The organism is Streptomyces aurantiaciflavus (assembly GCF_049808595.1).
Classification (GTDB): domain Bacteria; phylum Actinomycetota; class Actinomycetes; order Streptomycetales; family Streptomycetaceae; genus Streptomyces.
Window position 1 is genome coordinate 1 of sequence record NZ_JBNCAQ010000055.1, and the last position, 25,687, is coordinate 25,687.

26 protein-coding genes are annotated in these 25,687 nt (G+C 71.7%); 7 read left to right on the forward strand and 19 right to left on the reverse strand.

Annotated features, from left to right (window positions below; translation table 11 throughout):
• Both ACPT94_RS39765 and ACPT94_RS39770 read right to left on the reverse strand, forming a co-directional pair.
• On the reverse strand, positions 1–786 hold a 786-nt coding region (locus ACPT94_RS39765), incomplete at its 3' end, for a pectate lyase (RefSeq protein WP_425247998.1).
• A gap of 36 nt (positions 787–822) precedes the next feature.
• On the reverse strand, positions 823–1,800 hold the full coding sequence (locus ACPT94_RS39770; RefSeq protein ID WP_360331317.1) for a pectate lyase family protein: 978 nt from the start codon (positions 1,798–1,800) through the stop codon (positions 823–825).
• Between the two features lie 405 nt (positions 1,801–2,205).
• Here ACPT94_RS39770 and ACPT94_RS39775 point away from each other — a divergent pair, with 405 nt between their 5' ends.
• Both ACPT94_RS39775 and ACPT94_RS39780 read left to right on the forward strand, forming a co-directional pair.
• Positions 2,206–3,516, forward strand: a complete 1,311-nt coding sequence (locus tag ACPT94_RS39775) for an extracellular catalytic domain type 1 short-chain-length polyhydroxyalkanoate depolymerase (protein WP_360331314.1) — start codon at positions 2,206–2,208, stop codon at positions 3,514–3,516.
• Positions 3,517–3,638: 122 nt separating this feature from the next.
• The gene (locus ACPT94_RS39780; RefSeq protein ID WP_360331311.1) at positions 3,639–4,196 is read left to right on the forward strand and encodes a DUF2087 domain-containing protein; all 558 of its coding nucleotides are present in this window, start codon (positions 3,639–3,641) and stop codon (positions 4,194–4,196) included.
• A 19-nt stretch (positions 4,197–4,215) separates the two neighbouring features.
• On the opposite strand, the gene ACPT94_RS39785 is transcribed toward ACPT94_RS39780, so the two are convergent.
• From ACPT94_RS39785 to ACPT94_RS39795, 3 genes are all read right to left on the reverse strand, one after another.
• Positions 4,216–5,589 (reverse strand): nucleobase:cation symporter-2 family protein, encoded by a 1,374-nt coding sequence (locus tag ACPT94_RS39785; protein WP_360331308.1) that lies wholly within the window; start codon positions 5,587–5,589, stop codon positions 4,216–4,218.
• Between the two features lie 135 nt (positions 5,590–5,724).
• Positions 5,725–7,098, reverse strand: a complete 1,374-nt coding sequence (locus tag ACPT94_RS39790) for an FAD-dependent oxidoreductase (protein ID WP_360331306.1) — start codon at positions 7,096–7,098, stop codon at positions 5,725–5,727.
• Between the two features lie 164 nt (positions 7,099–7,262).
• The gene (locus tag ACPT94_RS39795; protein WP_425245640.1) at positions 7,263–7,910 is read right to left on the reverse strand and encodes a DUF305 domain-containing protein; all 648 of its coding nucleotides are present in this window, start codon (positions 7,908–7,910) and stop codon (positions 7,263–7,265) included.
• A 198-nt stretch (positions 7,911–8,108) separates the two neighbouring features.
• On the opposite strand from ACPT94_RS39795, the gene ACPT94_RS39800 reads away from it, so the two are divergent.
• A complete protein-coding gene (locus ACPT94_RS39800; RefSeq protein ID WP_360331300.1) occupies positions 8,109–9,611 on the forward strand; it encodes an LVIVD repeat-containing protein in 1,503 nt (500 codons plus the stop codon).
• Here the strand turns inward: ACPT94_RS39800 and ACPT94_RS39805 are convergent.
• From ACPT94_RS39805 to ACPT94_RS39835, 7 genes are all read right to left on the reverse strand, one after another.
• Positions 9,599–10,273, reverse strand: a complete 675-nt coding sequence (locus ACPT94_RS39805; protein ID WP_360331296.1) for a TetR/AcrR family transcriptional regulator — start codon at positions 10,271–10,273, stop codon at positions 9,599–9,601. The two genes, ACPT94_RS39800 and ACPT94_RS39805, sit on opposite strands and share 13 nt — an antisense overlap.
• A gap of 261 nt (positions 10,274–10,534) precedes the next feature.
• Positions 10,535–11,236, reverse strand: a complete 702-nt coding sequence (locus ACPT94_RS39810) for an HAD family hydrolase (RefSeq protein WP_360331293.1) — start codon at positions 11,234–11,236, stop codon at positions 10,535–10,537.
• A 256-nt stretch (positions 11,237–11,492) separates the two neighbouring features.
• The gene (locus ACPT94_RS39815) at positions 11,493–12,164 is read right to left on the reverse strand and encodes a phosphatase PAP2 family protein (protein WP_360331290.1); all 672 of its coding nucleotides are present in this window, start codon (positions 12,162–12,164) and stop codon (positions 11,493–11,495) included.
• A 66-nt stretch (positions 12,165–12,230) separates the two neighbouring features.
• A complete protein-coding gene (locus ACPT94_RS39820) occupies positions 12,231–13,166 on the reverse strand; it encodes a M56 family metallopeptidase (protein ID WP_360331287.1) in 936 nt (311 codons plus the stop codon).
• 104 nt (positions 13,167–13,270) lie between these two features.
• Positions 13,271–13,813: a DUF5134 domain-containing protein gene (locus ACPT94_RS39825; RefSeq protein ID WP_360331284.1), complete on the reverse strand. Its 543-nt coding sequence runs from the start codon at positions 13,811–13,813 to the stop codon at positions 13,271–13,273.
• Positions 13,814–14,493: 680 nt separating this feature from the next.
• The gene (locus ACPT94_RS39830) at positions 14,494–14,940 is read right to left on the reverse strand and encodes a DUF7144 family membrane protein (protein WP_360331282.1); all 447 of its coding nucleotides are present in this window, start codon (positions 14,938–14,940) and stop codon (positions 14,494–14,496) included.
• Positions 14,941–14,997: 57 nt separating this feature from the next.
• Positions 14,998–15,468 carry an SHOCT domain-containing protein gene (locus ACPT94_RS39835; protein ID WP_360331280.1) on the reverse strand — a complete coding sequence of 157 codons (471 nt, stop codon included), beginning with the start codon at positions 15,466–15,468 and terminating at the stop codon, positions 14,998–15,000.
• A gap of 353 nt (positions 15,469–15,821) precedes the next feature.
• On the opposite strand from ACPT94_RS39835, the gene ACPT94_RS39840 reads away from it, so the two are divergent.
• Positions 15,822–16,619 carry a YhjD/YihY/BrkB family envelope integrity protein gene (locus tag ACPT94_RS39840; protein WP_360331277.1) on the forward strand — a complete coding sequence of 266 codons (798 nt, stop codon included), beginning with the start codon at positions 15,822–15,824 and terminating at the stop codon, positions 16,617–16,619.
• A 114-nt stretch (positions 16,620–16,733) separates the two neighbouring features.
• Here the strand turns inward: ACPT94_RS39840 and ACPT94_RS39845 are convergent, their stop codons facing one another.
• From ACPT94_RS39845 to ACPT94_RS39860, 4 genes are all read right to left on the reverse strand, one after another.
• Positions 16,734–17,399 (reverse strand): HdeD family acid-resistance protein, encoded by a 666-nt coding sequence (locus tag ACPT94_RS39845; RefSeq protein WP_360331274.1) that lies wholly within the window; start codon positions 17,397–17,399, stop codon positions 16,734–16,736.
• A 537-nt stretch (positions 17,400–17,936) separates the two neighbouring features.
• Positions 17,937–18,134 carry a DUF8691 family protein gene (locus ACPT94_RS39850; RefSeq protein ID WP_360331272.1) on the reverse strand — a complete coding sequence of 66 codons (198 nt, stop codon included), beginning with the start codon at positions 18,132–18,134 and terminating at the stop codon, positions 17,937–17,939.
• A 119-nt stretch (positions 18,135–18,253) separates the two neighbouring features.
• Positions 18,254–18,772, reverse strand: coding sequence for a hypothetical protein (locus ACPT94_RS39855; RefSeq protein WP_425245639.1), 519 nt, complete (start codon positions 18,770–18,772; stop codon positions 18,254–18,256).
• A gap of 17 nt (positions 18,773–18,789) precedes the next feature.
• Positions 18,790–20,418 (reverse strand): MFS transporter, encoded by a 1,629-nt coding sequence (locus tag ACPT94_RS39860; protein ID WP_360331267.1) that lies wholly within the window; start codon positions 20,416–20,418, stop codon positions 18,790–18,792.
• Between the two features lie 211 nt (positions 20,419–20,629).
• On the opposite strand from ACPT94_RS39860, the gene ACPT94_RS39865 reads away from it, so the two are divergent.
• The gene (locus tag ACPT94_RS39865) at positions 20,630–22,276 is read left to right on the forward strand and encodes an FUSC family protein (protein WP_425245638.1); all 1,647 of its coding nucleotides are present in this window, start codon (positions 20,630–20,632) and stop codon (positions 22,274–22,276) included.
• Positions 22,273–22,854, forward strand: a complete 582-nt coding sequence (locus ACPT94_RS39870; RefSeq protein ID WP_425245637.1) for a MarR family winged helix-turn-helix transcriptional regulator — start codon at positions 22,273–22,275, stop codon at positions 22,852–22,854. The genes ACPT94_RS39865 and ACPT94_RS39870 overlap by 4 nt, the downstream gene beginning before the upstream one ends.
• Positions 22,855–23,024: 170 nt before the next feature.
• Here the strand turns inward: ACPT94_RS39870 and ACPT94_RS39875 are convergent, their stop codons facing one another.
• Both ACPT94_RS39875 and ACPT94_RS39880 read right to left on the reverse strand, forming a co-directional pair.
• Positions 23,025–23,789, reverse strand: a complete 765-nt coding sequence (locus ACPT94_RS39875) for a VOC family protein (RefSeq protein ID WP_425245636.1) — start codon at positions 23,787–23,789, stop codon at positions 23,025–23,027.
• A 71-nt stretch (positions 23,790–23,860) separates the two neighbouring features.
• Complete coding sequence (locus tag ACPT94_RS39880; protein ID WP_360331256.1) at positions 23,861–24,253, reverse strand: VOC family protein; 393 nt, start codon at positions 24,251–24,253, stop codon at positions 23,861–23,863.
• A gap of 71 nt (positions 24,254–24,324) precedes the next feature.
• Between ACPT94_RS39880 and ACPT94_RS39885 the strand changes: the two genes are divergently transcribed.
• A complete protein-coding gene (locus ACPT94_RS39885) occupies positions 24,325–24,867 on the forward strand; it encodes a GNAT family N-acetyltransferase (protein WP_360331253.1) in 543 nt (180 codons plus the stop codon).
• A 15-nt stretch (positions 24,868–24,882) separates the two neighbouring features.
• Here the strand turns inward: ACPT94_RS39885 and ACPT94_RS39890 are convergent, their stop codons facing one another.
• Complete coding sequence (locus ACPT94_RS39890) at positions 24,883–25,602, reverse strand: glycerophosphodiester phosphodiesterase (protein ID WP_360331251.1); 720 nt, start codon at positions 25,600–25,602, stop codon at positions 24,883–24,885.
• Positions 25,603–25,687 lie beyond the last annotated feature (85 nt).

Here is a 25,687-nt window from a genome sequence, read left to right on the forward strand (position 1 = left end):
GTCGGCCGCCGTGTAGTTGCAGTACGTGCCGTCGGCGCTGGTGCCGTTCGTGGTCGGCTCCGCACCGGTGTTGTTTCCTATGTACTTCTGGCAGGGGATGATCTTCTTGCTGCTGTCACCGACGACGGTGATGTTGCGCAGCGCCACGCTGTCGCCGTAGTTGGTGTTGATGCCCGCGATCCGGCCGCCCGGGTAGGTCACCTCGATGGTGTTCAGGATGATCGTCCGCTTGTGCTGTGTCTTGCAGTTGCCGCACGACCGGACGAAGGTGCCGAAGTTCTGCACGGCGAACTTGGAGACGACCAGCTTGCCCGCGCCGTTGAACTGGAACACCTTGTCGCTGGCGGCTTTCGCGCCCCCGCCGTAGACGGTGTAGACGCTCGACGAGGAGGTGCCCTTGAAGGTGGCGGCGTCCTCGCCGACGTCCTCCCACCAGACGTTCTGCAGCGTGCAACTGCCCTTGCAGTGGACGCCGTCCGCGGCCGGGGCGCCGATGATGACGTTCTTCAGAACGGCGCCGTCGGCCAACTCCAGGATCGGCCCCTGGTCCTCGTCCTGGTTGCCGCTGCCCAGGTCGCCGGTGCCGTACAGACGCTTCATCCCGTAGTCCTTGGTGCCGGAGACGGGGATGGTCGAGGAGACCGCCTGGCTGCCGTTGGCGGTGGGCCAGGTGGCGGCGTTCGCGGGGGCCGATAATGTCGTGATCATGCCAATCGACAGGCCGAGAGTGGCCAGCATGCCGGTCAGCGCGCGCACGCGGGTGCGCGAACGTGCCGAAGAAGTCATGTCCCGATTCCTTCTTCCTGTGGGGGGCGGGGATCGTCAGAGCTTTCCGGCGCCCGCGCCGGACGTCACCGAGGCGACGACGGACGAGGCGGGCTCGGCGGTGTAGCTGTACGGCGGCTTCGTGAACGTCCCGACCCGTGACACCTCGGTGGCGGCTCCTCCGAGGTCGTTGCCGGTCAGGTTGGCGTAACCGTCCACGTCGCTGCTGCGGTTCGTCGTCACCGCGACCTTCGTGCCGCGGAAGACGTTGTTCTCCACGAGCATCTGCGCGCCCATGCGCGAGTGCACGGCCGTGTCGGCGCCGACGACGTAGTTGTCGTAGAAGTGCCCGGTGCCGAAGCGCAGGCTCGGGATGCGCGAGTAGACGTTGCTGAACAGGTTGTGGTGGTACGTCACCTTCAAGTGACCCGTGTCCTCACCGGCGTTGTTGTCGCTGTGGCCGACGAGCGAACCCTTGAAGTGGTCCTTGAAGGTGTTCCAGGACACCGTCACGTTGTCGGAGCCGTGGTTGATGTCCAGCAGACCGTCGTAGTAGTCCTTGTCGTGATCGCGGTCCGCCGAGAAGGAGTTGTGGTCGATCCACACCTTCGTCGACGCCTCGACCGTGACACCGTCGGCCGGTGCGAGCGGCTTGCTGATGTTCAGGTTGCGGATGACGACGTTCGTGACCTTCTTCAGCCGCAGCCCGCCACCGGTGAACCCGGAGGACGAGCCGACGCCGAGGACCGTGGTGTTGGACCCGACGTCGACCTGACCGCTCAGGGTGATCAGGCCGTTGACCTTCACGACCTTGGCCGCGTTCCCGGTGACGGCCGTCCTGAAGGCGGCGAGCGTCGACACCGTGACCGCCGTGGCGCCACCGCCGCCGGTCGTCCCGGCGCCGAATCCGACCGGCGCGCTCTCGGCGGCGCCGGCCTGCTGGGGGAGGGCGAGAACCGCCGCAGTGGCGAGAGCGGCGGCCGTCGCCACCAGAGCGGACCTTTGCGCCTGTGTACGTGGGGGGCCTGTACGCATGCGGGTGCGTCCCTTCGAAAGGGCGGGGGAGATCGTATATGTGATCGATGTACGCCATGTTGAACTCGTTGCACCAGCAGTGCGGCATTCTGGGGATCAGACTGAGCGGCTCGTCCACACTGCTGAACGGAACGTAGGGGGCAAGCGCTTTCTAGTCAACGCTTTGCGCAGAAGACATTCAGCCACACCGGCTGACCGGCAAGGGCTTCCCGAGCAGGGGTGTGGGAGCGCTTCCATGGACGGCATGTGCATGCCACCATGCGTGCGGAGGGCAAGGACCCCGCGGCGAGCGGCGACCACTCCCGACTGCTGAGGCGTCTGAGCCTGCTGACCCGGACGAGCTCCGCCCGCTGAGCCCACCCTCCGCGTACGACGTCCCCCGAGCCGCCATCAGAAGGGACCAGCGTGTTCACCCTCGACTCCCCCAGGAGAGCGCTGCGTTCGGCGCTCGCGGCACTGGTGCTGTTACTCACCGGCGCCCTGCTCGCCGCCCCCACCGCCTCCGCCCGCGCCCGGACCACCGAGGCGGCGGTCCCCGCCGCCACCCTCACCGAGGTCACCGGCTTCGGCGCCAACCCCAGCAACCTGCAGATGTACGTGTACGTGCCGGCCAACGTCACCGCGCACCCGGCCGTCCTCGTCGCCGTGCACTGGTGCGGCGGCTCCGGCCCCGCCATGTACTCGGGAACCGAGTACTCCCAGCTCGCCGACCGCCACGGATTCGTGATCGTCTACCCGTCCGTCACCCGCAGCAGCAAGTGCTTCGACGTCTCCTCGCCCCAGGCGCTCCGACGCGGCGGCGGCAGCGACCCCGTCGGCATCAAGTCGATGATCGACTGGGTGACGACGACGTACTCCGCCGACACCTCACGCGTGTTCGCCACCGGCATCTCCTCCGGGGCGATGATGACCAACGTCCTGCTCGGCGACTACCCGGACGTGTTCGCGGCGGGCGCCGCGTTCGCCGGGGTGCCCTTCGGCTGCTTCGCCACCACCGACGGCTCCGAGTGGAACAGCGCCTGCTCCGGCGGCACGGTGATCCGCACCCCGCAGCAGTGGGGCGACGTCGTGCGCGGTGCCTACCCCGGCTACACCGGGCCCCGGCCGCGCATGCAGGTGTGGCACGGCACCGAGGACGACGTGCTGCGCTACCCCAACTTCGGCGAGGAGATCAAGCAGTGGACCAACGTCCGGGGGCTCGGCCAGACCCCGGCCGCCACCGACTCGCCGCAGTCCGGCTGGACCCGCACCCGCTACGGCGGCACCGGTGACCAGGCCCCCGTCGAGGCCATCAGCCTCCAGGGCGTCGGACACAACCTGTACGCCTGGGGCATGGCCTCCCGCGTGATCACCTTCTTCGGCCTCGACTCGGGCAACCCCACGCCTCAGCCCCCCGCGGGCCCCTGCAGGGTGACCGTGTCCACCAACGCGTGGAGCACCGGCCTGACCGCCTCGGTGACCCTCACCAACACCGGCACCACCACGCTGAACGGCTGGCGACTCGGCTTCACCCTGCCCGCCGGACAGACCATCACCAACGGCTGGGGCGCCACCTACACGCCCGCCTCCGGCGCGGTGACCGCCACCAACGCGACGTACAACGGCACACTCGCACCGAACGCGAGCGTCACCATCGGCTACCAGGCGAACCACACGGGCAACAGCGCGGCGCCCGGCGCCTTCACGCTCAACGGCACCGCCTGCACCACGAGCTGATCCGTCAGCTGTCGGCCACGTGCGGCCCGCGGGCCGCACGGGGAAAATGCCGAGCAGCCCATGGGGGCGGAAGGTAGCGTCGTCGAGATCGAGACCCTGTCCCCAGGGATGGAGAGATGAGCATGACGTCCGACGACGTGGTGAGGCTGTTCGCCGACGAGACCCGGGTGCGCGCCTTCGCCGCCGTGGCGCTGGGCGCCAGGAACGCCACCGAGGTCGCCGAGCGGACCGGGCTCTCGGCCAAGGACGCCCTCGGCGCGCTGCGCCGGCTCGAGGACCGCGAGGTCCTCGTGTCACACGGCGGCGGGCTCGTGGTGTCGTACGACCACTTCCGCGGCCTGGCCCGCGCTGCGGCCGTGTCCGGGCCGCCGGAGGACCACGGGTCGGGGGACGAGCAGATCGAGACGCTGCTGCGGACGTTCGTGCGCGAGGGGCGGCTGGTGCGGCTGCCGGCCCAGTGGGAGCGCAAGAAGGTCGTCCTGCGCCATCTCGCGGAACGCAGCTTCGAGCCGGGCCGGGAGTACTCCGAGCAGGAGGTCAACGACCGGCTGCGCGCCTGGTGCGAGGGCTCCGCGGTCGACCATGTGACTCTGCGCCGCTACCTCGTCGACCTGCACCACCTCGACCGGCAGGACGGCGTCTACCGGCGCTCGCCCGAGGACACCGCGCTGCTCGACTGAACGGCCCGCGAAGAGACTCTCAGGCGCTGTCGTCCCGGGACTTCTCGACACCCTCCCCGACGCCGCCGGCCGCCGCGGCGCCCGAACCACCTTTCGCGGGAAGGTGGTTGAAGAGCAGGTTCAAGCCGACCGCGGTCACACAGCCCGCGCTGATCCCGCTGTTCATCACCGTCTGGAACCAGTCCGGGAACTTCTCGTAGACCGTCGGCACACCGACCGGCAGCATGCCGATCGCCACCGACACGGCCACCACGGTCAGCTGGTGGTTGCCCTTGAAGTCGACCTCGGCCAGGGTCCTGAGGCCGCTCGCCGCGACCGTCCCGAACATCACCAGCCCCGCGCCGCCCAGCACCGGCGCCGGGACGGCCGCGACCACCGCGCCCAGCTTGGGCAGCAGTCCGAGCAGGACGAGGATGCCTCCGGCAGCGGCGACGACCCAGCGGCTGCGCACCCGCGTCATGCCCACGAGGCCCACGTTCTGCGCGTACGCCGTGTACGGGAAGGTGTTGAACACACCGCCGAGGACGGTGGACAGGCCGTCGGCGCGCAGGCCGTCCGAGAGCGCGCGCGGCTCGACCCTGCGGCCGGTCATCTCGCCGACCGCGATCAGGTCACCGGTCGTCTCGGTCATCGTCACCAGCGCCACCACCAGCATCGAGACGATCGCCGACGCCTCGAAGGCCGGCGCTCCGAAGTGGAACGGCGTACTGATCCCGAGCCAGTCGGCGTCCCGGACCCCGCCGAAGTCCGTGAAGCCGAAGGGGACGGCCACCGCCAGGCCCACCGCGATGCCGATCAGCACCGCGATCCGGCTCAGGAAAGCCGGTGCGAACCGTTGCACGCCCAGCACGACCAACAGCACGAACGCGGCGAGCGCGATGTTCTTCGGCTCCCCGAAGTCCGCCGAACCGGCCCCGCCGGCGGCCCAGTTGCCCGCGACCGGCAGCAGCGACAGGCCGATGACCAGGATCACCGTGCCCGTGACGAGCGGCGGGAAGAATCTGAGCAGTCGGCCGAACACGGGCGCGAGCAGCACGATCGCGAGCCCCGCGACGATCACCGAGCCGTAGATCGCGGGCAGTCCCCCGCCCGTCGTCCCGATCAGCACCATGGGCGACACGGCCGCGAACGTACAGCCCTGCATGATCGGCAGCCGCGCCCCGAAGCGCCAGAAACCCACGCACTGGATGAGCGTGGCGACACCGCAGATCAGCAGGTCCGCCGTGATCAGATACGCCAGGTCGGCGGGCGACAGCTTCATCGCGCCGCCCACGATCAGCGGCACGGCCACCGCGCCCGCGTACATCGCGAGCACATGCTGCAGACCGAAGACGGCCAACTGGCGGGCGGGTGGCACCTCGTCGACGGGATGAACGGGCGCGGTCGTGGCCATGGGCACTCCAGAGCGGCGGGGGACGGAGAAGGCGGCGGGGGACAAGCGGCGGCGCCCGAGCGGCGGGCGGCATCCGCACGGCAGGCGACATCCGGACAGCACGAGACCGTACGAGCCTTGAACAGTTTGTTGATTTCACGGATGTTGCCGTTGCGTGTCCCGTACACCTGCCTCCGCCCGGCTCGCCGCCGCCCGCAGCGACGCCCAGTCCGGAAGCTTCACCACACTCCGCCCCAGCGAGGCCCCGAGCTCCGCCTCCGCCCGCTCGATCGCCTGCCACCCCGCCCACTCGACCGGCTCCACCCCCGCTTCCCGCAGCAGCGGCAGCGGATCACCGGGCAGCTCCCGTCGTACGAGGGCGGGGGCGTCCTCCAGCAGGGAGGTCACCGTCTCCTTCGCGCACGGCCGGTTGGTGCCGATGACACCGGTCGGGCCCCGCTTGATCCAGCCGGCCACGTACTCGCCCGGCGCGACCACGCCCTCGCGCAGCACCCGCCCGGCGAGATGGGGAACCGTGCCCCGTTCCGCGTCGAACGGCAGCCCCTCCAGCGGCACTCCGCGATAGCCCACCGACCGCAGCACCAACTGTGTCTCGACGTCCTCGTACCGGCCGGTCCCCCTCACTCCGCCGCGCCCGTCCGGGGCGGTCCGCTCGAAGCGCACCGCCCGCACCCGGCCGCCGCCGGCCGACAGTTCGACGGGCCGCAGGAAGAAGCGCAGGTGGATCCGGCGCCGTAGGCCCCGGGGCGGCGTGGCCGCCCAGCCGCGCAGTACTTCCACGTTGCGGCGCAGCGCCGCCGGCAGCGCGGACGGGTCGGTGTATGCCGGGTCCAGGGCCAGCTCCGCCTCGTCCACCAGCACGTCGGTGTCCGGCAGGGCGCCCAGCTCGCGCAACTCCTTGGTGGTGAAGCGGGCCTGGGACGGCCCGCGGCGCCCCACCATGTGGATCTCGGTCACCTCGCTCGCGGCCAGCGCGCTCAGCGCGGCCTGTGGCATGTCGGTGGGGCTCAGCTCCGCCGCGCCGCGCGCCAGGATCCGGGTGACGTCCACGGCGACGTTCCCCACGCCGATCACCACGGCCGTACGCGCGCCGGACAGGAAGCGGTCGGTGACGGCGTCCGGGTGGGCGCTGTACCAGGCCACGAACTGGGTCGCCGACCAGCTGCCCGGGAGGTTTTCGCCCGGGATCCCCAGGTGGCGGTCCGTCGCGGCGCCCACGCAGTACACGACCGCGTGGTACAGCTCCCGCAGCCGCTCGACGGGCACCCCGTCCGCGCCGACCCGTACTCCGCCGAGGAAGCGCACCCGCTCGTGCTCCAGCACCGTCCGCAGGTTCTGCTGGAGCGACTTGATCTTCTCGTGGTCCGGGGCGACGCCGTAGCGCACCAGCCCGTACGGGCACGGCAGCCGGTCCAGGACGTCGACGAGCACCTCGGAGTCCTGCTGGACGAGGCTCTGGGCGCTGTAGACCCCACTCGGCCCGGAGCCGACGACGGCGACACGCAGCACGGCCGAACTCCTTACCCCGGCAGGCGCAGGAGAGCGCTGGTTCTTCCAGCATCGCACCGCCGCCGTCGCGCTGACAGGGTGCGGTGCGCCATCTGCGGCCGCGGGACCGTTCGAGCGAAGAGTGACCATGCGGTCACGCTACGTCCGCTGCGCGCTCGGCCCGCTCACAACATCCTCCGCATCCGCGTGATCTCCGCCGTCTGCTCCGCCACCACGTCGTCCGCCATCTCCTCGATGCGGATGTTGTTCCCCTGCGCCTTCACGTCCGCGGCCATGGTGAGGGCGCCCTCGTGATGGGTGATCATCAGGGTGAGGAACAGCTCGTCGAAGGCCTTGCCGCGAGCCGTCCGCAGCTTCTTCAGCTGCGCCTCGGTGGCCATCCCGGGCATCGCGGCGTGGTCGTGCCCACCGCTCGCCCCGCTCTCGCCGCCCTTGGCGTGGGTCGTCAGCCAGCTCCTCATCGCCTCGATCTCCGGCCCCTGTGCGGCGGAGATCCGTGAGGCGAGGGCCTTCACCTGCGCGGACTCGGCCTGTTTCGGGGCCAGTCCGGTCATCTCCAGGGCCTGGGCGTGGTGCTCGATCATCATGCGGGCGAAGGAGACGTCCGCCGAGTTCGGGGTGTCGTCCTCGGCGCGCTGTTCGGCCGCGTCCTCGGCGGACAGTGTCCGGTTCTCCTCGCCCGGCATGCCCGGTGCGATCACCGATGGGCCGCTCGCCGCATCCGACTTGGTGTCGTCCGACCCGGAGTCACAGCCCCCGAGGGCGAGCACGAGCAGCGAGGCGGTGACAAGGGGCGCGCGGCGGAAGAGCACAACGACCTCCTGATGGAGCCGGGTTGACGACCTGTGCGGACCTGACCGGAACGTGGACCGGCCTAACACGAGTCTGTGCGCCACTGATCAAAAACATTCATGACGAGTGTGTTGCCGACTGTTGATCTGTGCATGATGAAGACGATACTTCGGAGGACCGTGAACCGTTCCCTGTGAACGGCAACAAGGGAGGACGCAGTGACCCTGTTGAACGATCCCCGAACGCGGCGCAGACGCCTGGGAGTCGCCGCGGCCTGTGCCGGGCTCCTGGCCACGCTCCTCACGGCTGTCCCGGCGGCCGCGACCCCCGACCCGGGGGACGGCCCGGCCGTGGAGCGCGAAGTCTCCCAAGGCGTGCGGGCCGAGGTGGCCGAGGCGATCGCCGAGGGCCAGTTACCCGGCAAGGACGAGATCGTCCACTCCGCCAACGTCCAACACGTCGCCAACATCCCGAAGGAGGCCCTGAAGGGCACCAACTCGGACCTGGCCTTCCAGGGGAAGTACGCCTTCGCCGGCAACTACGACGGCTTCCGCGTCTTCGACATCAGCAACCCGAAGGCCCCCAAGTCCGTCGCCGAGGTGCTCTGCCCCGGCTCGCAGAACGACATCTCCGTCTCCGGAAACCTGCTCTTCCTCTCCACCGACTCCTCGCGCAGCGACAGCAGTTGCAACAGCACCACGCAGCCCGCGACCGAGAAGTCCTCCTGGGAGGGCATGAAGATCTTCGACATCAGCGACAAGAGGAACCCGAAGTACGTCGCCGCCGTCGAGACCGCCTGCGGCTCGCACACCCACACGCTGGTGCCGGAGCGCAAGAACGTCTACGTGTACGTCTCCTCGTACTCGCCCAACGCGGCCTACCCCGACTGCCAGCCCCCGCACGACGGCATCTCGATCATCAAGGTGCCGCGGAACGCGCCCGAGAAGGCCGCGATCGTGAACTTCCCCGTGCTGTTCCCCGGTGAGGGACCGGACGGCGGCGGCAACCCGGGCGGGCCCACCAACCCGGGCGTCTCCAAGACCACCGGATGCCACGACATCACGGTGCTCCCGGAGAAGGACCTGGCGGCCGGAGCCTGCATGGGCGACGGCATCCTGTTCTCCATCAAGGACCCGGAGAACCCGAAGGTCATCGACCAGGTCCAGGACAACGTGAACTTCGCGTTCTGGCACTCGGCGACCTTCAACCAGAAGGCGAACAAGGTCGTCTTCACCGACGAGCTGGGCGGCGGCGGCGCGGCCACCTGCAACGCGGAGACCGGCCCGAACAGGGGTGCCGACGGCATCTACGACATCGTCGGCAAGGGCGACCACCGCAAGCTCGTCTTCCGCAGCTACTTCAAGATCGACCGGCATCAGGCGGACGTCGAGGTCTGCGTGGCGCACAACGGCTCGCTGATCCCGGTCAGGGGCAGGGACCTCATGGTCCAGGCCTGGTACCAGGGCGGCGTCTCCGTCTGGGACTTCACCGACTCCGCCCACCCGAAGGAGATCGCCTACTTCGAGCGCGGCCCGGTGGACACCGAGAAGCTGACCACCGCCGGCTCCTGGTCGGCGTACTACTACAACGGCTACATCTACTCGAACGACATCGCCAAGGGCTTCGACGTGCTGAAGCTCAACGACCGGCGCACGGATCCGGCCAAGTACGTCCGGCTGCGTGAGCTGAACGTCCAGACCCAGCCGGACTACTTCGACTGATCACCGACCGGCAGCTCTGTCGCGAAGAACCGCGACAGGTCCGTGTCACAGCTCCCGCCGGGCGCCTCGGCGCCCGGCGGGACGCCCAGGTTCCAGTCGAGCCGGTAGCGCGCGAACAACTCGGCGCGCACGGGCGCGATCGGCATGCCCACGTTGGGCAGCACCATCGCGTAGACGGACCCCATCAGCAGGGCGCGCAGCATCGGGTAGTCGGCGTCGACGTCTCGTGAGCCGTGCCGGACCACCGTGTCCCGCAGCAGCTCGGCCAGCCGCTGCTGCTCCGGACACTGCACGAAGCCCTCCGCCTGGAGCAGCCCCGCCATGTGCTGGCGCATGAGCACCGTCCGGTCCCGGGCCAGCCCCAGGATCGCGTCGATGGCCCGCGCCATCCGCTCCCGGCCGTCCTCGGTGCGCGGCTCCCGTTCCAGGACCTCCTCCAGCGTGCGGTGCATCAGCCGGTGCACGGCCGACTGCACCAGCTGGCGCTTGCCGGGGAAGTAGTACGACACCAGCCCGCGTGCCGAGCCCGCCCGGTCCGTGATGTCACCGAGCGTCGTCGCGTCGTACCCGCGCTCGCTCACCAACTCGACCGCGGCCTGCAGGAGCCGCTCCCGGGAACGGCGCCGCAATTCTTCATTGACCGAGGCGCTGCGCGGGGACATCCTGTAACTCCTGCGTTGACTGGCTGCCAGCCAACTATACTCAGCGCATCCCGGTCCGATCCGTTCCGTTCGGAGTCGTGCCGGGCGCCGCCTGCTCTGGGCGACGCGGGGGATCGTCCAGAGTGGGCGCGCATTCCCCCTATTGGTGGCCTGAGGCTCCTTTCCTGTCGTCCGGGATTCCGCTTCCGATCGCGAAACCGCCCAATCGCGCACTGCCGAATCGCCAGACCGCGGCATCGCGGAAGCGAGCCACCCCCGGACTCAGCCCGCCAGGCCCACCAGATCCAGCACCGGCCGCAGCCCGTCGGGTCGTTCGGCCGCCGGCAGATGGTCCACGAAGTGCACCGCGCAGCCCAGCGCCGCCGCCCCGCCGTCCGCATCCCGGCTGTCGCCCACCATCAGTGTCGACCGCGGATCGGCGCCGAGCGCCTCGCACGCCGTCGCGAACAGCCGCGGATCCGGCTTCTGCACTCCGTACTCGTACGACAGCACGTACGCGTCGACCAACGGGTCGAAGCCGTGCTCACGGAACACCGGCCGCAGATCCCAGCCGATGTTGCTCACCACGCCCACCCGGATCCCACGCTCACGCAGCGCGCTCAGTACAGCGAAGGCGTCGGGGTACGGGCCCCAGGCGGCCGGCGTCATGTGCCGGTCGTACAGCGCGTCGTGGAGGCCCGGGTCGGGCAGGGGCACCTGACGGGAGAGGCCGGTGTACGTGGCCCGGTGCAACTGCGCGCTCTGGTCCCGCACCGGCCACAGACCGGCCAGTTCCCGCGGCACCCGCAGGGGAGCAGCCCCGCCCGGCAACGCCCCGGCCGTCTCCAGCGCCCGCGCCGTCTCGACGACCTCCGCCTCGGGCAGCGCGACGCCCGCCGCGTCGAGCACGGCACGCAGCCAGGACTCGGTGGACTCGACCCGGAAGAGGGTCCCGGAGAAGTCGAACAGCACGGCGGCAGTCATGCGGTGGATCTTACGGACGCGGCGCGTCGACGTTCCAGAAGAGAGGAAGATCGGCGTCACAGAGCACACGGACGAAGGCGCCCTCCCGGACGCCGTCGTGCTGGTGCGGGCCTTGTTCCGGGAACTGCCGTCCCCGGACCCCCGCTTCGGCCCTCGACGGGCCTCGTCCTCGGTCGGCGGACGGGCAGGACACACCTGCGCCCCGCCCGGAAGGCGCCGTCCGGCCGACGCGGGCACACCGCCGCCGCGGCACCGCTCATGGTCGCCACCGAAGATGGGCCGCGATCGCCAGGGCCACCAGCATCGTCCCCATGAGCCAGCCGCCCAGGACGTCCGACGGCCAGTGGACGCCCAGCCAGATCCGGGTCAGTCCCACGCCCACCACGGAGACGACGGCCAGCGCGACCGCCGTACGCCATACGACGGGGTCGGGGCCGTGGCGGTACAGGAGCCACAGGAGGAGGCCGAGGACCACCGTCGCCGTCAGGGCGTGGCCGGAGGGGTAGGCCGCGTAGTGGGCGGAGTCGACGGGGTCGGGCCAGACGGGGCGTTCGCGGCCGACAGCGGCCTTGACGCCCTGTTGGAGGAGTGTGCCCACGGCCGACGTGGTGACCAGCCACGCGGCCGTCCACCAGGCCGAGCGCCGCCACACCAGCCAGAGGGCGACCGCCGCGCACAGCAGGCGCATCGTCAGCGGGTCCCAGACCCAGTCGGTGAGGACGCGGCAGACCTGGGTGACGTCGGGGTCGGCGACGGCCCAGCGGTGGGTCGTGCGCGAGACGTCGCCGTCGACGGAGATCAGGGGGTGCCACTCGGCCGCGACCAGGACCAGGAGGAGGACGGAGCACAGTCCCAGGACCAGGCCGGCGCGGACGGCCGTGCGACAGGGCGACGCGGTGGGCGGGGAGTCGACGGACAGGTTGTGCATGAAGTGATCCTTGCCGAACTGCGGGATCCGAAGCCAACCCGGGGGCGACTTCCGGCCCGCCTGCGGTCAGCCGAGCGCCCGTAGGCCCGGCACCAGCGTCACCAGCACCGGGATCACCGGGATCAGCGCGGCCGCGGCCGTCAGCCGCAGTCTGCGGGCCGCCGTGAGCCGGTCCGGGGGCGTGAGCAGACGGTGCACGCGCTGCGGAACGTGGGCCTGCGGAGTGGGGGAGGGGCCGAACACGCCCCGGTCCTCGTTGAGTTCCACCAGCGCGAGCGCGGTGGTCAGCCGGCCGAAGCGGCGGGAGGCCATGTCGTCGGCGGCGAGTTCGACCAGTCGGTGCATCTCGTCGCGGAACGCGGCGAACACCGGCACCTGCGGGAAGCCGTTGGCCAGCGCCGCGGAACAGTGCAGCAGCCAGTCGTGCCGCGCCTGGGCGTGCCCCTGCTCGTGCGCGAGGACCGCGTCGAGCTGACGCCCCTTGAGTCGGCGCAACGCGGCGGTGCTGACCACCAGTCGGGGCGTCCCGCCCGCCAGCCACCAGGCGTCGGGCCGCTCGTCCTCCAGCACCACGAGCCGTCCGGTCGCCGACTCCTCACCCGGCAACAGCGGTGCTCGCAGCCGCAGTTCGGCCCGCCGGTGCCGACGCCGGGCCCGGGCCCGGACGATCTCCCGTACGAGCATCGCCCCGCTCCACAGTCCGGCGCTCGCCAGCGCCACCGCGGTCGCCGCGGCCCAAGGGCCCGTCGCGCTCAGCGCGTAGGCCTCCACCACCGCGCGCGGCGCCGGCGCGAAGACATGCCCGCGCACCGCCTGCCAGGCCGCCGCCGCGCTGAGCGTCATGGAGAGCGCGCAGCACAGCAGCATCGCCGCCACCACGCACTGCCACGCCCACAGCGCGACCACCGGTTCACGGTCCGGCCAGTCGGCCCGCGCGAGCAGCCGGGGGCCGACGAAGGCGGTCAGGGCGCCGAGCAGCAGCAGGACCGCGGGGACCATCATGGGCAGCACCCTATGAGCGGCGTAGCGCTCAGGGGTACGGCTTGTCGCGGCAAGTGACGCAGACCACGACACCTGCCGGTCAGGCTCCATGGGATCACATGGGTTCACATGGTCAGCAGCATCGCGAGCATGCCGATCCCCATCGACAGACGGCACGCCCGCGCCAGTTCGGGCCGATCGCTCCACGCGACGGCACTGCCCGCCGTTCCGGCCACGGGCAGCAGCCGGACTCCGGAGACGAGGACGTATCCGGCGAAGTACAGCAGCAGCACGCCCGTCAGCAGCGGGACGTCGGCGGCGCCGTGTCCGTGCCCGGGTCCGGGCGAGGCGGCCATCACGACCGCCATGTAGACCATGGCCGAGGCCCCGACCAGGTGGTGCAGATGGTGGGCGCTGGAGCGGGCCGCCCACAGGGCCCGCAGCGCCGCCGCGCCGAAGACCGCCGCATACGCCGGCCAGGCCCACTCCGGCGGGGTGAACGCCGCCGTGGGCACGGCCATCACGGCCATCCCGAACCCCATGAGCGCCTCGCCGCCCGCGGCCCGGCGCTGCTCCTCGTCGCCGCTGCGCATCCGCAGCAGACAGTACGCGCCGGTCGCCGCACACAACGCGACCAGCAGCCAGCCGGGCGAAGCCGGTCCGTGCACGCGCACCTCCCCGCTCGACGGTCGGTCGAGGAATGCGATGCCCGGGACACGCGGAGCGCACGCGAGCGCAAGGGTGTACGGGGGGAGCGTTCGGCGGAGCGCGTCAGGTGACAAGGACGCCGCGGCCACCCAGCCGCGCGCGGACGGCTTCGACGTCCGCGACGAGGACGTCGCCCGCCTCTCACGGTGCGTGCGACGTCGACGTGGTCGGCCGGTATTCCTTCGAGCCGGGATCGAGGGCGTGGTGGTCGCGGGTGCCGGCGGGGATCTCCGCGAAGGGCGGGGCGTGCCGCGCCGCGACCTCCTGACCAGGGACTGGGGCGCCGTCGCCGGCCATCGTCGGCAGGCCGGCTTCCTCGGCCCGGACCGACGGTCCGGCGGCCCGCGCCCTCCCGCAGGGGCGCCGGGCAGGCAGGACGTCCCGGGCGCCTGCCCGGCGCGTAGGGCGTGTTCCCAAAGTCCCGTCTGCCCGGCGACGCCTGGCACGCACGCTCGCCGCGTTGTCGGGCTCGCCCCGATACAACCAGTATCGGGGCGACCCTCCGCCTTGCGATCGCACGCACCGGACGCCGCCGGGCCTGCCCTTCGGGCAGACGACGCTACTTTCGAAACACGCCCTAGCAGCGTCGGCGGCGCCCATGGGGCACCACGGTGTCCCGTCCTCGCCGTCCGAGCCGACGTCACACGCCGCGCGGCGTGCGCTCGAACGGGTCGAAGGACTCCTCCTTCCGTGCCACGCACAGGGCCCAGACGATGAACGCCGAGATGGCGATCATCACGATCGACCAGACCGGGTAGTACGGCAGGGAGAGGAAGTTGGCGATGATGACGAGTCCGGCTATGGCCACGCCGGCGACCCGGGCCCAGGTCGACGCCTGGAACAGCCCGAGACTGACGATCACGGCAACCACACCGAGGGCCAGGTGGATCCAGCCCCAGCCGGTCAGGTCGAACGCGAAGATGTAGTTCCGGGTCGTCAGGAAGACCTCGTCCTCGAGGATCGCCGCGATGCCTCTCATGATGTCCAGTATTCCGGCGATCATGAGCATGACGGCTGCGAAGGCCATCAGGCCGGTGGCCCACTCCTGCTTGGCCGTGCGCGCGCGTGCGGGCTGTGTGCCAGCCATCCTCTTCACCTCTTCTTTCGGTGTCCTGTCGTCCAGTGGGTGGTCGTCCGGCGGTGTTCAGCGACCGGAGGTGGGGGTGCCGCCGGCCGGGCGCTCCGCGGCACCCGAGCCGGTCAGGACCAGTTCCTTCGCCCTGCGGAACTCGTCGTCCGTGATGTCGCCACGGGCGCGGATCTCGGACAGCCTGGCGAGTTCGTCGACGCTGCTGGGCCGCCCTTCGCCGCCCTTGGCGGTCTCCCGTACGTAGCTCTCGAACTCCTGCTGCTGAGCGCGCGCCTGTTCGATCTCCCGGCGGCCCATGTTCCTGCCGCGGGCGATCACGTAGACGAACACGCCCAGGAAGGGCAGGACGCAGACGAACACGAGCCAGCCGGCCTTGGCCCAGCCGCTCAGGGAGTCGTCACGGAAGATGTCGACGACGATCCGGAAGAGCAGGACGAACCACAGGATCCAGAGGAAGAACCACAACATCGTCCAGAAGGCGCTCAACAGCGGAAAGTCGTACGCGAGGTACGTCTGCTCGCTCATGTCTCTTCTCCGTCCCGGGTGCGCGCCCGGCAGGCGTGCCGGTCTCAGCGTGCCCACGGCAAGGCCCGGGCGGCCTCACCCGGGGCGGGTGAGTGTGAGTGCCGGCTGAGGACCGGCCCCGTTCCGCGCCTGGCCGCGGCAGCCCCGTCGCTCCCGGCGCCCGCTGGCCGCACGCGCCCGCCCGGGCCGCCGTGAGCGTTCACTCGATTCCCAGGGCGCCCCGTGCTGCGGCTGTGGCACGGAGCGGGTTCACTCGATCCATGACAGACCGCGGCAGGACGCCTCGTACTCCGAACTGGAGACGTCGGCGCCAGTTCGCATGGGCGATGCGCCTCGAGCGGAGGCGCTCGACGGTGATCCAGCGCATCGGAACGGGCGGGGTGGGCAAGCTCTGGAGTCGGCTCAACGCGCTCGACTTCTTCGGCCACTCGTTCCAGCTGGCCGCCCTCGCCATGATGTGCTTCTTTCCCTTCCTCATCGTCGTCACCGCGACGGCCGGCCGGGACGCTTCCGCGGTGCTCGCCAACTGGCTGGGCCTGAACCAGCAGGCCGCGCAGGCTGTGGCGTCCCTCTTCTCACCCGGCCAAGGCACGGGGACACTCACGGTCACCAGCGCCTTCCTGCTGGTCCTGGGGGCCGTGGCCACCGCCGGCGTCCTGCAGAGCTGGTACCAGGAGGTGTTCGACGTTCCCGTCCGTGGATGGCGGGACATCGTGGCACAGCTCTACTGGCTCGCCTCACTGCTCGCCTACGGCGTGGCGCAGGCCGCCCTCGGCAGAGCACTCGGCGGGCTGCTGCTGCAGGCCCTGTGCGGCCTCGCCATGGCGACGCTCTTCTGGTGGTGGAGCATGCACGTGCTGCTGGCGGGAGCCGTCCGGTGGCGCACCCTGCTCCCGGCGGCGGTCGCCACCGGTGTCTGCTGGGTGGGCCTGGGCGTCTTCTCCGCCCTCTACTTCTCCTCGGCGATCGTGACCAACGAGGAGGTGTACGGCCCCATCGGCGTCGTCATGATCATCCTGTCCTGGCTGGTGGCGGTCGGCGTGGTCGTCCACCTCGGAGCGGTCGTCGGCCGCCTGCACCTCGAACGCCGCAAACGACGCTGCCCCACGACCGGCCACCGGGGCCAGGACCCGCACCCGCCGGACGACTGAGGCCGCGGCGCCCGGACGGCGCCGGCCAACCACCTGCCCTGGGCGGGCCCGTCCCGGAGGAACGCGGATCCGCATCGACTTCTCGAGCCGCCGGGCTCCGCACCGAGTGGACCGTCAGGCGGTCTCGGCGGGGCCGCCCGATGCCGGGGCGACCGCCCTGCGGACCGCCGCTCGCCACGCGAAGGCGACCACTGCCTCGAACACGCCGAGCAGGACCAGCCACAGACCGAGCAAGCGTGTCAGGGCGCGGGCCGACTCGGTGGGCAGGGCCAGCACGACGATCCCGGCGACGATGCTGATCACCGCGGCGGCGAGGACGAAGCCGCGGTGGGGCAGGTCCTTGGCGGCGAGGGCCGTGTGGAGGGCGACCACGCCGGACACCAGCCAGACGATCCCGACGATCAGCGAGAGAGCGGTGATGGTCTGCAACGGGTTCCGCAGGCACAGCACTCCGGCCAGTACGTACAACACCGCGACCAGAAGCCCGCCGAGCCGCTCGCCGTGCTCGTGCCGGCCGAAGGACGAAACGAACCGGAAGGCCCCGGTCACGAGCAGGTACAGGCCGATGAGGACGGCGAGCACGTGGAGTGTCTCGTCCGGCCAGACCAGTACCAGGACGCCCGGCACGAGCGTCGCGATCGCCGACCCCAGGATCCACGTCCACGAACGCCCGAGGATCGCCAGGGCCCGCGCGGTGTCGTCGCCCGCCGGGTCCGGGGCCACCTCGCCGGGGACGGGCTCCGGCCCGGTGCGCGGTGCCGGACCACTCGACATGGTCATGGTCGCTCCTCACGTGATCGGCGTGATCGAACGAGGCCGGCTCCGACCGTCGGCGGGGCGGTGAGCGGGGACCTCGTTCGCACCAGCGTCCCGCGAGCCGTCGGCCACGGGGTCACCCCCAGCGGGTGATCCGTCGCGTCGGAACCTGCTGCTGGGTCCCGCTCCCGCTCGGCACGGCGGCGGCGATCCCCATGGTGAGGCCAAGGATGCGCGGCGGTCGGTGCTCGCTCCCCATAACGGCGGCGACCGCCATGACAGCAGCCGGGGCGCCGTGCAGTGGCGTTTCAGCGGCTGATCCGGGCGGCCGGCGACGTCTTCCCGGACATCGCGACGCCGTGGGCCCCGAGGGGCGCGGACGCGACTTCCTCGGACGCCGGTGCGGGCTGCAAGGGCGTCGCGCGGCCCGGCAGCAGGGTCCCTGACCCACCGTGCCTGCTCGGGCCGCTGTGCCGGGCGTCGGCCCACGCCCGCTCCGGCACGAACAGCCGTACGGCGAGCCCGTGACCTCCGGCCCGCTGCGGCTTCCCGGCCTCCGGGTCACTCCCGCAACTGGCGCATTTCCACCACGCGCAGCCCCAGGGACCGGAAGCGCGCCAGCAGGCCGTACAGGTGCGCCTCGTCGGTGACAGGGCCGTACAGGACTGTCTGACCGGACACGACCACATGGTTCAGTTCCGGGAAGGCCTTGGCCAGCGTCTCCGACACATGTCCGTCGACGCGTATCTCGTAGCGCATGGGCTGCTCTCCCGAGGGCGGCCTGGGACGGGCCGGGTATGCCCTTCCCCGCGATCGTGCGCCCCGGCACCCTGTCCGCCCTCACCCTGTGCAGGTGAAACGCGGAACGGGGGACCGCGTCAGTGCTTCAGGACGATCTTGAAGGAGATGATCAGGAGGCCGAGCAGCAGGTTGACCAGCGCGGAGGCGGTCATCTGTGCCCGGGAGGCACCGGCGCGCATCGCCGCCGCCACCGACCAGCCCACCTGCCCCGCGACGGCCACGGCGAGCGCCAGCCATACGGCGCCCTGTACGTCCAGATCCAGCAGCGGGCTGACGGCCACCGCGAGGGCCGGCGGGACCGCGGCCTTGAGGATCGGCCACTCGTCACGGCACACGTGCAGCACGGTCCGCCGGTCCAGACCCCGCTGCGCCAGGCGCGCCCCGAACAGCTGCGCGTGCACGTGCGCGACCCAGAACACCGCGCCCGTCAGGAGCAGCAGCAGTACCAGCTCGGCGCGCGGGAACGACCCCAGGGTGCCCGCGCCGATCACCACGGAGGCGGCGAGCATGGAGCCGTAGACGCCACCGGTGTAGTCGGCGTGCGCCCGGCGCTCGGCCCTGCGGGCCTGCCGGGCGTCGTGGCGGGTCGTGGACATACGAGGCTCCTTCGCCTTCAGCGCGCCGGTCCGGGGCCGCCCGCCGGGGTGCCGGTGTCCGGCTGCCGTGGACGGCTCGCCCGCGCGTTCGGCAGGTTCCCGGTGACCAGGAAGGACGCGAGGGTGATGCCTCCGGTGGCGAGGATCGCCGCCTTCAGGCCGTCCAGCTGGGCCGAGGCGTAGGAATCCACGAGGGCGTCGACCTCGGACGGCCGCAGCCCGGCGCGCTCGGCCGCCGAGCGGACCTGGTCGGTCGACACGAAGCTGATGCCGGCCTCCAGAGCGATGCCGGTCTGCCGGCGGGCCTCGTCCGACAGCCGGGGATCTCCCTCCACCTGCGTGGTGAAGGCGTGGGCCAGGGCGCCGATGAGCAGCGACCCGATGAGCGCGGTGCCCAGCGCCGAGCCCAGGTTCTGGGCGGTGAACTGCAGCCCTCCCGCCTCGCTGCGCTCCTCCTCGCCGACGCAGGACTGGACGATGTTGCCCAGCTGGGAGGCGAGCAGGCCCATGCCCACGCCCAGCAGGGCCATGGCCCCGGCGAACTGCGCGTCGTCGATGACCGGGTCGATGGAGGCCAGCAGCCACACGACGGCCGCCGCCAGCGTCGCCAGGGCCAGGCGGACCACGCGGCGCGGCCCCGCCATCCGCCCCAGCCGGGAGCCCACCGTGGAAGCGACCAGCATGGTGACGGATACCGGGAGCAGCCGCAGACCGGTCTGGAAGGCGTCGAAGCCCTGCACCACCTGCAGGTAGAGCGGAATGGTGAAGAACAGCCCCAGCAGGATGAGGTTCTGGCCCAGCAGCATCATCAGGCCGGACCGCAGCGGAGGCCTGCGCAGCAGCGACAGGTCCACGAGCGGATCGGTGCCCCGCGTGGCGCGCCGTCGCTCCCAGCGCACGAAGCCGGCCAGCACGATCACTCCGGCGCCGATGACGAACAGAGTGGGAGCGAAGCCCAGGACGGTGAAGGGCGGATTGCGCGGCTGCACCCAGCCCCAGGTGCTGCTCTGCAGCACCCCCAGCACGCCCAGCCCCAGCCCGGCGGCCGAGAGCGCGGCGCCGACGCCGTCCAGCCGGGGCCGCCGGCCCGTCCGCGGGGACTCGGTGATCACCCGGTGGAAACACAGGATCGCCACGACGAGCACCACCTCGCCGGCGAACACCAGTCGCCAGGTGAGGTACGTCGTCACCCAGCCGCCCAGCAGCGGGCCGACCGCGATGCCGGCGCCGGCCAGGCCGCCGATGACGCCGTAGGCGACGGCCCGGTCCCGCCCCTGGTAGGACTCGGCGACGAGGGCCACCATGGCCGGCAGCACCATCGCGGCACCGAGGCCCTCGATGACCGACCAGCCCAGTGCCAGGACCCACAGGGTCGGGGCCAGAGCGGTCAGGGACGAGCCGATGGCGTAGACGGTGAGTCCGAGGAAGAACAGGCGGCGCCGTCCGAAGATGTCCCCGAGCCTGCCACCGACGATCATGAAGGCTGCCATGACCAGCGCGTACAGCGTGATGACGGCCTGGATGGCGGTGACCTCCGTGTCGAAGTCGTCGACCAGTTGACTGATCGAGACGTTCATGACGGCGGTGTCCAGGACCATCAGGAACTGGGCAGTGCCCAGGACGATCAGAGCCCGCCAGTGGGTCACGGTGTCCCCCTTGCCCGAGTCGGCCCGGGACGCCGGCGGAGTCGGCCGGGCAGCGGCCGGCACCTTCCCCGCCGCCAGGGCCATCGCATCCGACGGAAGCGTCCGGCGCCTCACCCGCCACGGGGGAGCCGGGCGATCCGGGGCAACCGGCACCGACAGCCGGGCGGACAGCGATTCGTTTTACAAGTAAAACACCTGCTAAATTAAAGTCATGAGTAGTGCGACCCGCCTCCCGCTCTCCGGTGTCCTGCGCCTCGGCCGCCCCTCCGACATCTGGTTCAAGCCCGCCCTGAGCGTGGTCGCCGCGGTCGCCCCGCCCAACCTGACCCTGCTGGCGCTCGGCCGCCTCGACCTGGCGATGTACACGATGGCCGGATCCCTGTGCGCGCTCTACGCCCACAACCGCCCCTACCCCGCCCGCGCCCGTGCCCTGGCCTGGGTGGTGCTCGGCATGACCGGCGGGCTGGCCGTCGCCCTGCTCGCGGCCTCGCTCACCGCGAGCGCCGCCGTCCTGGTCACCGTCGGTGCTCTCCTGGCGGCCGCGCAGAAGGTGCTCTGCGACGCGACCCGCGTCGGCCCGCCCGGCAACGTGGTCCTCACCTTCGTCACCTCCGCCTCGCTGTTCGCCCCGGAGAGCCTGGAGCAGGTGCCCGGCCATCTCGCCCTGGCCCTCGCCGCGGGCGCCTGGTCCTGGATCGTCGGCATGGCGCCGGGGCTGCTGCGCCCGCACGGTCCGGAGCGCCGCGCCACCGCCCAGGCGCTGAACGCGGCCGCCGCCCACGCCGCCACCCGCGGCACCGGCGACGGCCACGCCCGGACCCGCGCCACCGCGGCCGCCGCGGTGCACGCCGCCTGGCAGACCCTGCTGTCGGCCCGCGACGGGGAGACGGGCCGCGCCCTGGAACGCCTCGTGGTCCGCGCCGAGGTCGCCCTCGCCGCCCCCGCCGACACCGACCCGGAGCGCCTGCGCACCTGGGCCCGCGCCCTGCGCGGCACGGGAGCGGTGCCCCGCCCCGACGACCTCGCCGACGACGACGAACTCCTCGGCGTCGACGCCGAACTCACCGCCGGCCGGCCCTCGTGGTGGCGCCGCCTCGGCCCCCTCACCCCGCTCGCCGTCCGCACCGCCCTCGGCTGCGCCCTCGCCGGACACGCCTCCCTCGCCCTCGGTGTCGGCCGCCCCTACTGGGCCCTGGTCACCGCCGCCTCCCTCTACCAGGCGAACGTCACCCTCACCTGGAGCCGCGGCGTGCAGCGCGTCGTCGGCAACCTCGTCGGCGTCGTCGCCTTCGCCGCGCTCGTCCCGCTCGCCCACCTCCACCAGGCCGCCCTGGTCCTGGTCTGCCTGGTCCTCAACTTCGGCGCGGAGGCGCTGATCAGTCGCAACTACTGGCTCGGCAGCGTCTGCGTGACCCCGATGGCCCTGCTGGTCACCGAGTTCGCCCACTACCAGAACGCGGGCCTCCTGATCACCGAACGGATCGTGGACACCTTCGTCGGCGCCCTGGTCGGCTTCGCCACCGCGGTCGCCGTCACCAACCGCCGCGCCGGCGACCGCCTCGGACACGCCCTGACCGCCGTGGAGCGCGCCCGGGAGCACGCCGCCCGCCTCCTCGCCGAGCCGCGCCCGGCCCCCGGAGCCCTGGAATCCGCCCGGCGCGCCCTCGCCGCGACACTGGTCGACCTGCGCGCCACCGCGGACGCCGCGTCCGGCGAGTGGTGGCAGCACGCCCTGCCCGAGGAGCGGGTCGTCACGGCCGAACAGTCCGGACACCGTACGCTCGCCGCGACGGTACGGCGCCAGGGACTCCTCCCGGCCCGGGACGCGAGCGCGAGGACGGAGGACGTACGGCCATGACGGGGACGCAGGGACGGCCTGGTGGCGGGGACGGCGGGGAACGGGGGAGGACGTCGGCCCCCGGGAACGGCCCCCGGGGCGACACCGTGGCCGCGGTCGTGGGGCAGTGGCGGACCGTCCACCCCGGCCTCGACACCGGCCCCATGGAGATCATCGGCCGCGTCAACCGCTGTGCCGCCCTCCTCCAGCAGGCCGAGGACGCCCCCCTGCGCCGGGCCGGCCTCAGCCGTCCCGAGTTCGACCTGCTCGGCGCGCTGCGCCGCACCGGCCACGAACTCACCCCCGGTGAACTGGCCCGCGAGACCTTCTCCTCGGGTGCCGCCGTCACCAAACGCGTCAAGCAACTGACCGAACGCGGCCTGGTGGAGCGCCGCGTCGACACCCGCGACCGCCGCGTCGCCCATGTCCGCCTCACCGACGCCGGCCGCGACCTCGTCGACGGCATCCTGCCCGAGCAACTCGCCTACGAGAGCGCCGTACTGTCCGCCCTCGACGCCGACCGGCAGGGCGAACTGGCCGATCTGCTCGGCGAGTTGCTCGGCCGCCTGGAAGGACACATGCGCGCGCTCCGGGCCTGACCCCGCACGCCGGTCGCCGCCTGCGGGGTCACCGGCCCTCACCGTCCACCTCGGCACGGACACCGGCCCTTCCACGGCGCCGCGAGCGGCACGCTCCCTGGTCTCCACGGCGACGGAGTGCCCACACCGACTTGACGGCCACGCCACTGGACCGACGCCCCCGAGGCGGGCTACCCCTCGTCGCTCGCCCGGTACACCCCGAACACCGCGCCCTGCGGATCCCGCAGCACCGCGATCCGCGGGCCGTCCGGCACCGAGGTGGGTTCCATGAGCGCCGTGCCGTCCGCCCGCACCGCCGCCGCGGTGGTGGCGTCCACGTCGGCCACGGCGAAATACGGCAGCCAGTGCGGCGGCACCTCGGGCGGGAACTTGTCGTCCATCGTGATCATGCCGCCGAAGTCCGCGCCGCCGACGCCCCACTGCGTGTAGTGCTCCGAGGTGTTCACGGTCCAGCCGAACAGCGTCGTGTAGAAGGCCTCCGCCCGCGCGGGATCGCGGGTCATCAGCTCCACCCAGCCCAGCGAGCCGGGCGCGTTGAACAGCCCGGCGCCGGGGAAGGTCCGCGCCTGCCAGAGCTGGAAGGCCGCGCCGCCCGGGTCGAGGGCGACCACGAAACGGCCGATGTCGAACACGTCCATCGGGCCGACCAGGACCTTGCCCCCGGCCTCGTCGACCATGCGCGCGGAGACGTCGGCGTCGGAGACCGCGAACGACACGTTCCAGGCGACGGGCTGCGCCTCCTGGTAGAGGGGGCTGAGCGTGGCGACGGCCGCGTCACCGAGGTGGGCGACGGTGTAGCCGCCCGCCTCCTGCCGCGGATCCGTCTCGCACCGCCAGCCGAACAACTCCGCGTAGAACCGCTGGGCCGCCGCCAGGTCACTGGTCCCCAGCTCGGCCCAGCAGGGACCGCCGGGCACGGGCCTGTCGAGCTTCATGGCGTTCCTTCCGAAGGGAGCACCCCCTCCAGCACGCTAAGCCCGACCCAGCGCCCCGGCATCCGCTGACCTCAGAGGCCCGGCCGGTACCGCAACGGATGGTCGGCGGGCACCTCCACCAGCACGATCGGCGTCCCGTCCGGATCGGCGATCCACATCTCGACCAGGCCCCACGGCTCCCGCACCGGCGGCCGGGCGATCTCCACACCCTTCGCCGCCAGTTCCTCGTGCGCCGCCGTCACGTCCGCGACCTGCACCCACAGCCGTACGGCCGGATCCGGCGGCGCCTCCGAGCGCCCCGAGACCTCCAGGAACCCCCCGCCGAGGAAGTAGACGGTGCCCCGCTCCGCCCCCGTACCGAACTCGCGGTAGACGGCGAGGCCCAGCTGTTCGCCGTAGAAGGCACGGGAACGGTCGGGGTCGGTGGGGCGCAGAAGGATTCGGCTGCTGAGTACATGCACCATGCATCCGGAGCGTAGGGGAGGGTTAGGCTCGGCCGGGCATCAGCCGCGCCCACGACCCGGGAGAACGCCGTATGGACACCGCCGCCGCCACCGACCTCACCTTCCGTGACGCCTCCGAAGCCGATGTCGACGCGCTGGTCGCGCTCGTCGAGTCGGCCTACCGCGGGGACTCCAGCCGGGCCGGCTGGACGACGGAGGCGGACCTCCTGCAGGGGCAGCGGACCGACCCCGAGAGTGTGCTGGAGATCATCGAGTCGGCCGGGGGGCGGGTGCTGGTCGTCGAGCGGGACGACCGGATCGTCGCCTGCTGTCAGCTCGAACACCGCGGTGACCACGCCTACTTCGGCATGTTCGCGGTCAGCCCCACCGCCCAGGGCGGCGGCCTCGGCAAGATCGTCATGGCGGAGGCCGAGCGCCAGGCCCGCGAGATCTGGGGTGCGACCGAGATGCACATGACGGTGATCTCGGTCCGTGACGACCTCATCGCCTGGTACGAGCGCCGCGGCTACCGCCGTACGGGCCGGATGACCCCCTTCCCGTACGGCGACGAGCGCTTCGGCATTCCGCAGCGCGACGACCTGCAGTTCGAGCTGCTGGTCAAGCCCCTGGTGTGACGATCGGCGCCGCTTTCACGCCGTGAAGCGGCCGGTGCGCTTGATCTCGGGGTCGTCGGTGGTCGCCCCGTCCAGTTCCAGGGCCCGCACCAGCCGCAGGTGGTCCGGCGTGTTGACCACCCACCCGATGATCCGCAGGTCGTGCCGGCGGGCGTGCTCGACGATCTCCAGGGTGAGCCGCCGGATGTTCAGGCACACGGTCGCGGCGCCGACGGCCACGGCCCGCTCCACGATGTCGAGGCCGATGGGGGTCCCCCCGCTCGAGCCCGGCCGAAAGTGGGGGAGGCTGCTGATGAGCGCCGTGCGCACCCCGGGCACCAGCCGGGCGATCTCGGCGACGGCCTCGTCGTGGAACGAGGACACCTCCACCCGCTCCACCAGGTCCCGCGCGTGCATCACCTCGGCGAGCGCCCGCGCCGCCTGCACGTCCTTGATCTCGGCCTGCAGCGGCAGCGAGACCGCCTCCAGGACCTCCTCGAAGACCGGCACCCGCTCCCCGCGCCCCGCGTCGAGGGCACGCAGTTCGGCGAGCGTGAGGTCGGCGATCGGCCCGCTCCCGTCGGTCGTGCGGTCCACGTCGGCGTCGTGCATGACCACGAGAGCGCCGTCCTTGCTCAGATGCAGATCGAGTTCGACGACGTCGAGGCCGGCGTGCTCGGCGGCGACGAACGACCGGAGGGTGTTCTCGGGCTCGACACCCATGACTCCGCGGTGACCGATGGTGAGGAAGTTCAAGACTCGACTCGCTTCCGTCGACGGCGGCGCTGGAAGAGCCCGCAGCCTAACGGCCCGGGCCCGACATGGACATGTGTGTGCGCCT

Coding starts and splice junctions, on each gene's coding strand:
- ACPT94_RS39770 (WP_360331317.1), bottom strand. CDS start 1,800: ATGCGTACAGGCCCCCCACGTACACAGGCGCAAAGGTCCGCTCTGGTG.
- ACPT94_RS39780 (WP_360331311.1), top strand. CDS start 3,639: ATGACGTCCGACGACGTGGTGAGGCTGTTCGCCGACGAGACCCGGGTG.
- ACPT94_RS39785 (WP_360331308.1), bottom strand. CDS start 5,589: ATGGCCACGACCGCGCCCGTTCATCCCGTCGACGAGGTGCCACCCGCC.
- ACPT94_RS39805 (WP_360331296.1), bottom strand. CDS start 10,273: ATGTCCCCGCGCAGCGCCTCGGTCAATGAAGAATTGCGGCGCCGTTCC.
- ACPT94_RS39810 (WP_360331293.1), bottom strand. CDS start 11,236: ATGACTGCCGCCGTGCTGTTCGACTTCTCCGGGACCCTCTTCCGGGTC.
- ACPT94_RS39815 (WP_360331290.1), bottom strand. CDS start 12,164: ATGCACAACCTGTCCGTCGACTCCCCGCCCACCGCGTCGCCCTGTCGC.
- ACPT94_RS39820 (WP_360331287.1), bottom strand. CDS start 13,166: ATGATGGTCCCCGCGGTCCTGCTGCTGCTCGGCGCCCTGACCGCCTTC.
- ACPT94_RS39830 (WP_360331282.1), bottom strand. CDS start 14,940: ATGGCTGGCACACAGCCCGCACGCGCGCGCACGGCCAAGCAGGAGTGG.
- ACPT94_RS39835 (WP_360331280.1), bottom strand. CDS start 15,468: ATGAGCGAGCAGACGTACCTCGCGTACGACTTTCCGCTGTTGAGCGCC.
- ACPT94_RS39845 (WP_360331274.1), bottom strand. CDS start 17,399: ATGACCATGTCGAGTGGTCCGGCACCGCGCACCGGGCCGGAGCCCGTC.
- ACPT94_RS39850 (WP_360331272.1), bottom strand. CDS start 18,134: ATGCGCTACGAGATACGCGTCGACGGACATGTGTCGGAGACGCTGGCC.
- ACPT94_RS39855 (WP_425245639.1), bottom strand. CDS start 18,772: ATGTCCACGACCCGCCACGACGCCCGGCAGGCCCGCAGGGCCGAGCGC.
- ACPT94_RS39865 (WP_425245638.1), top strand. CDS start 20,630: ATGAGTAGTGCGACCCGCCTCCCGCTCTCCGGTGTCCTGCGCCTCGGC.
- ACPT94_RS39870 (WP_425245637.1), top strand. CDS start 22,273: ATGACGGGGACGCAGGGACGGCCTGGTGGCGGGGACGGCGGGGAACGG.
- ACPT94_RS39875 (WP_425245636.1), bottom strand. CDS start 23,789: ATGAAGCTCGACAGGCCCGTGCCCGGCGGTCCCTGCTGGGCCGAGCTG.
- ACPT94_RS39880 (WP_360331256.1), bottom strand. CDS start 24,253: ATGGTGCATGTACTCAGCAGCCGAATCCTTCTGCGCCCCACCGACCCC.
- ACPT94_RS39885 (WP_360331253.1), top strand. CDS start 24,325: ATGGACACCGCCGCCGCCACCGACCTCACCTTCCGTGACGCCTCCGAA.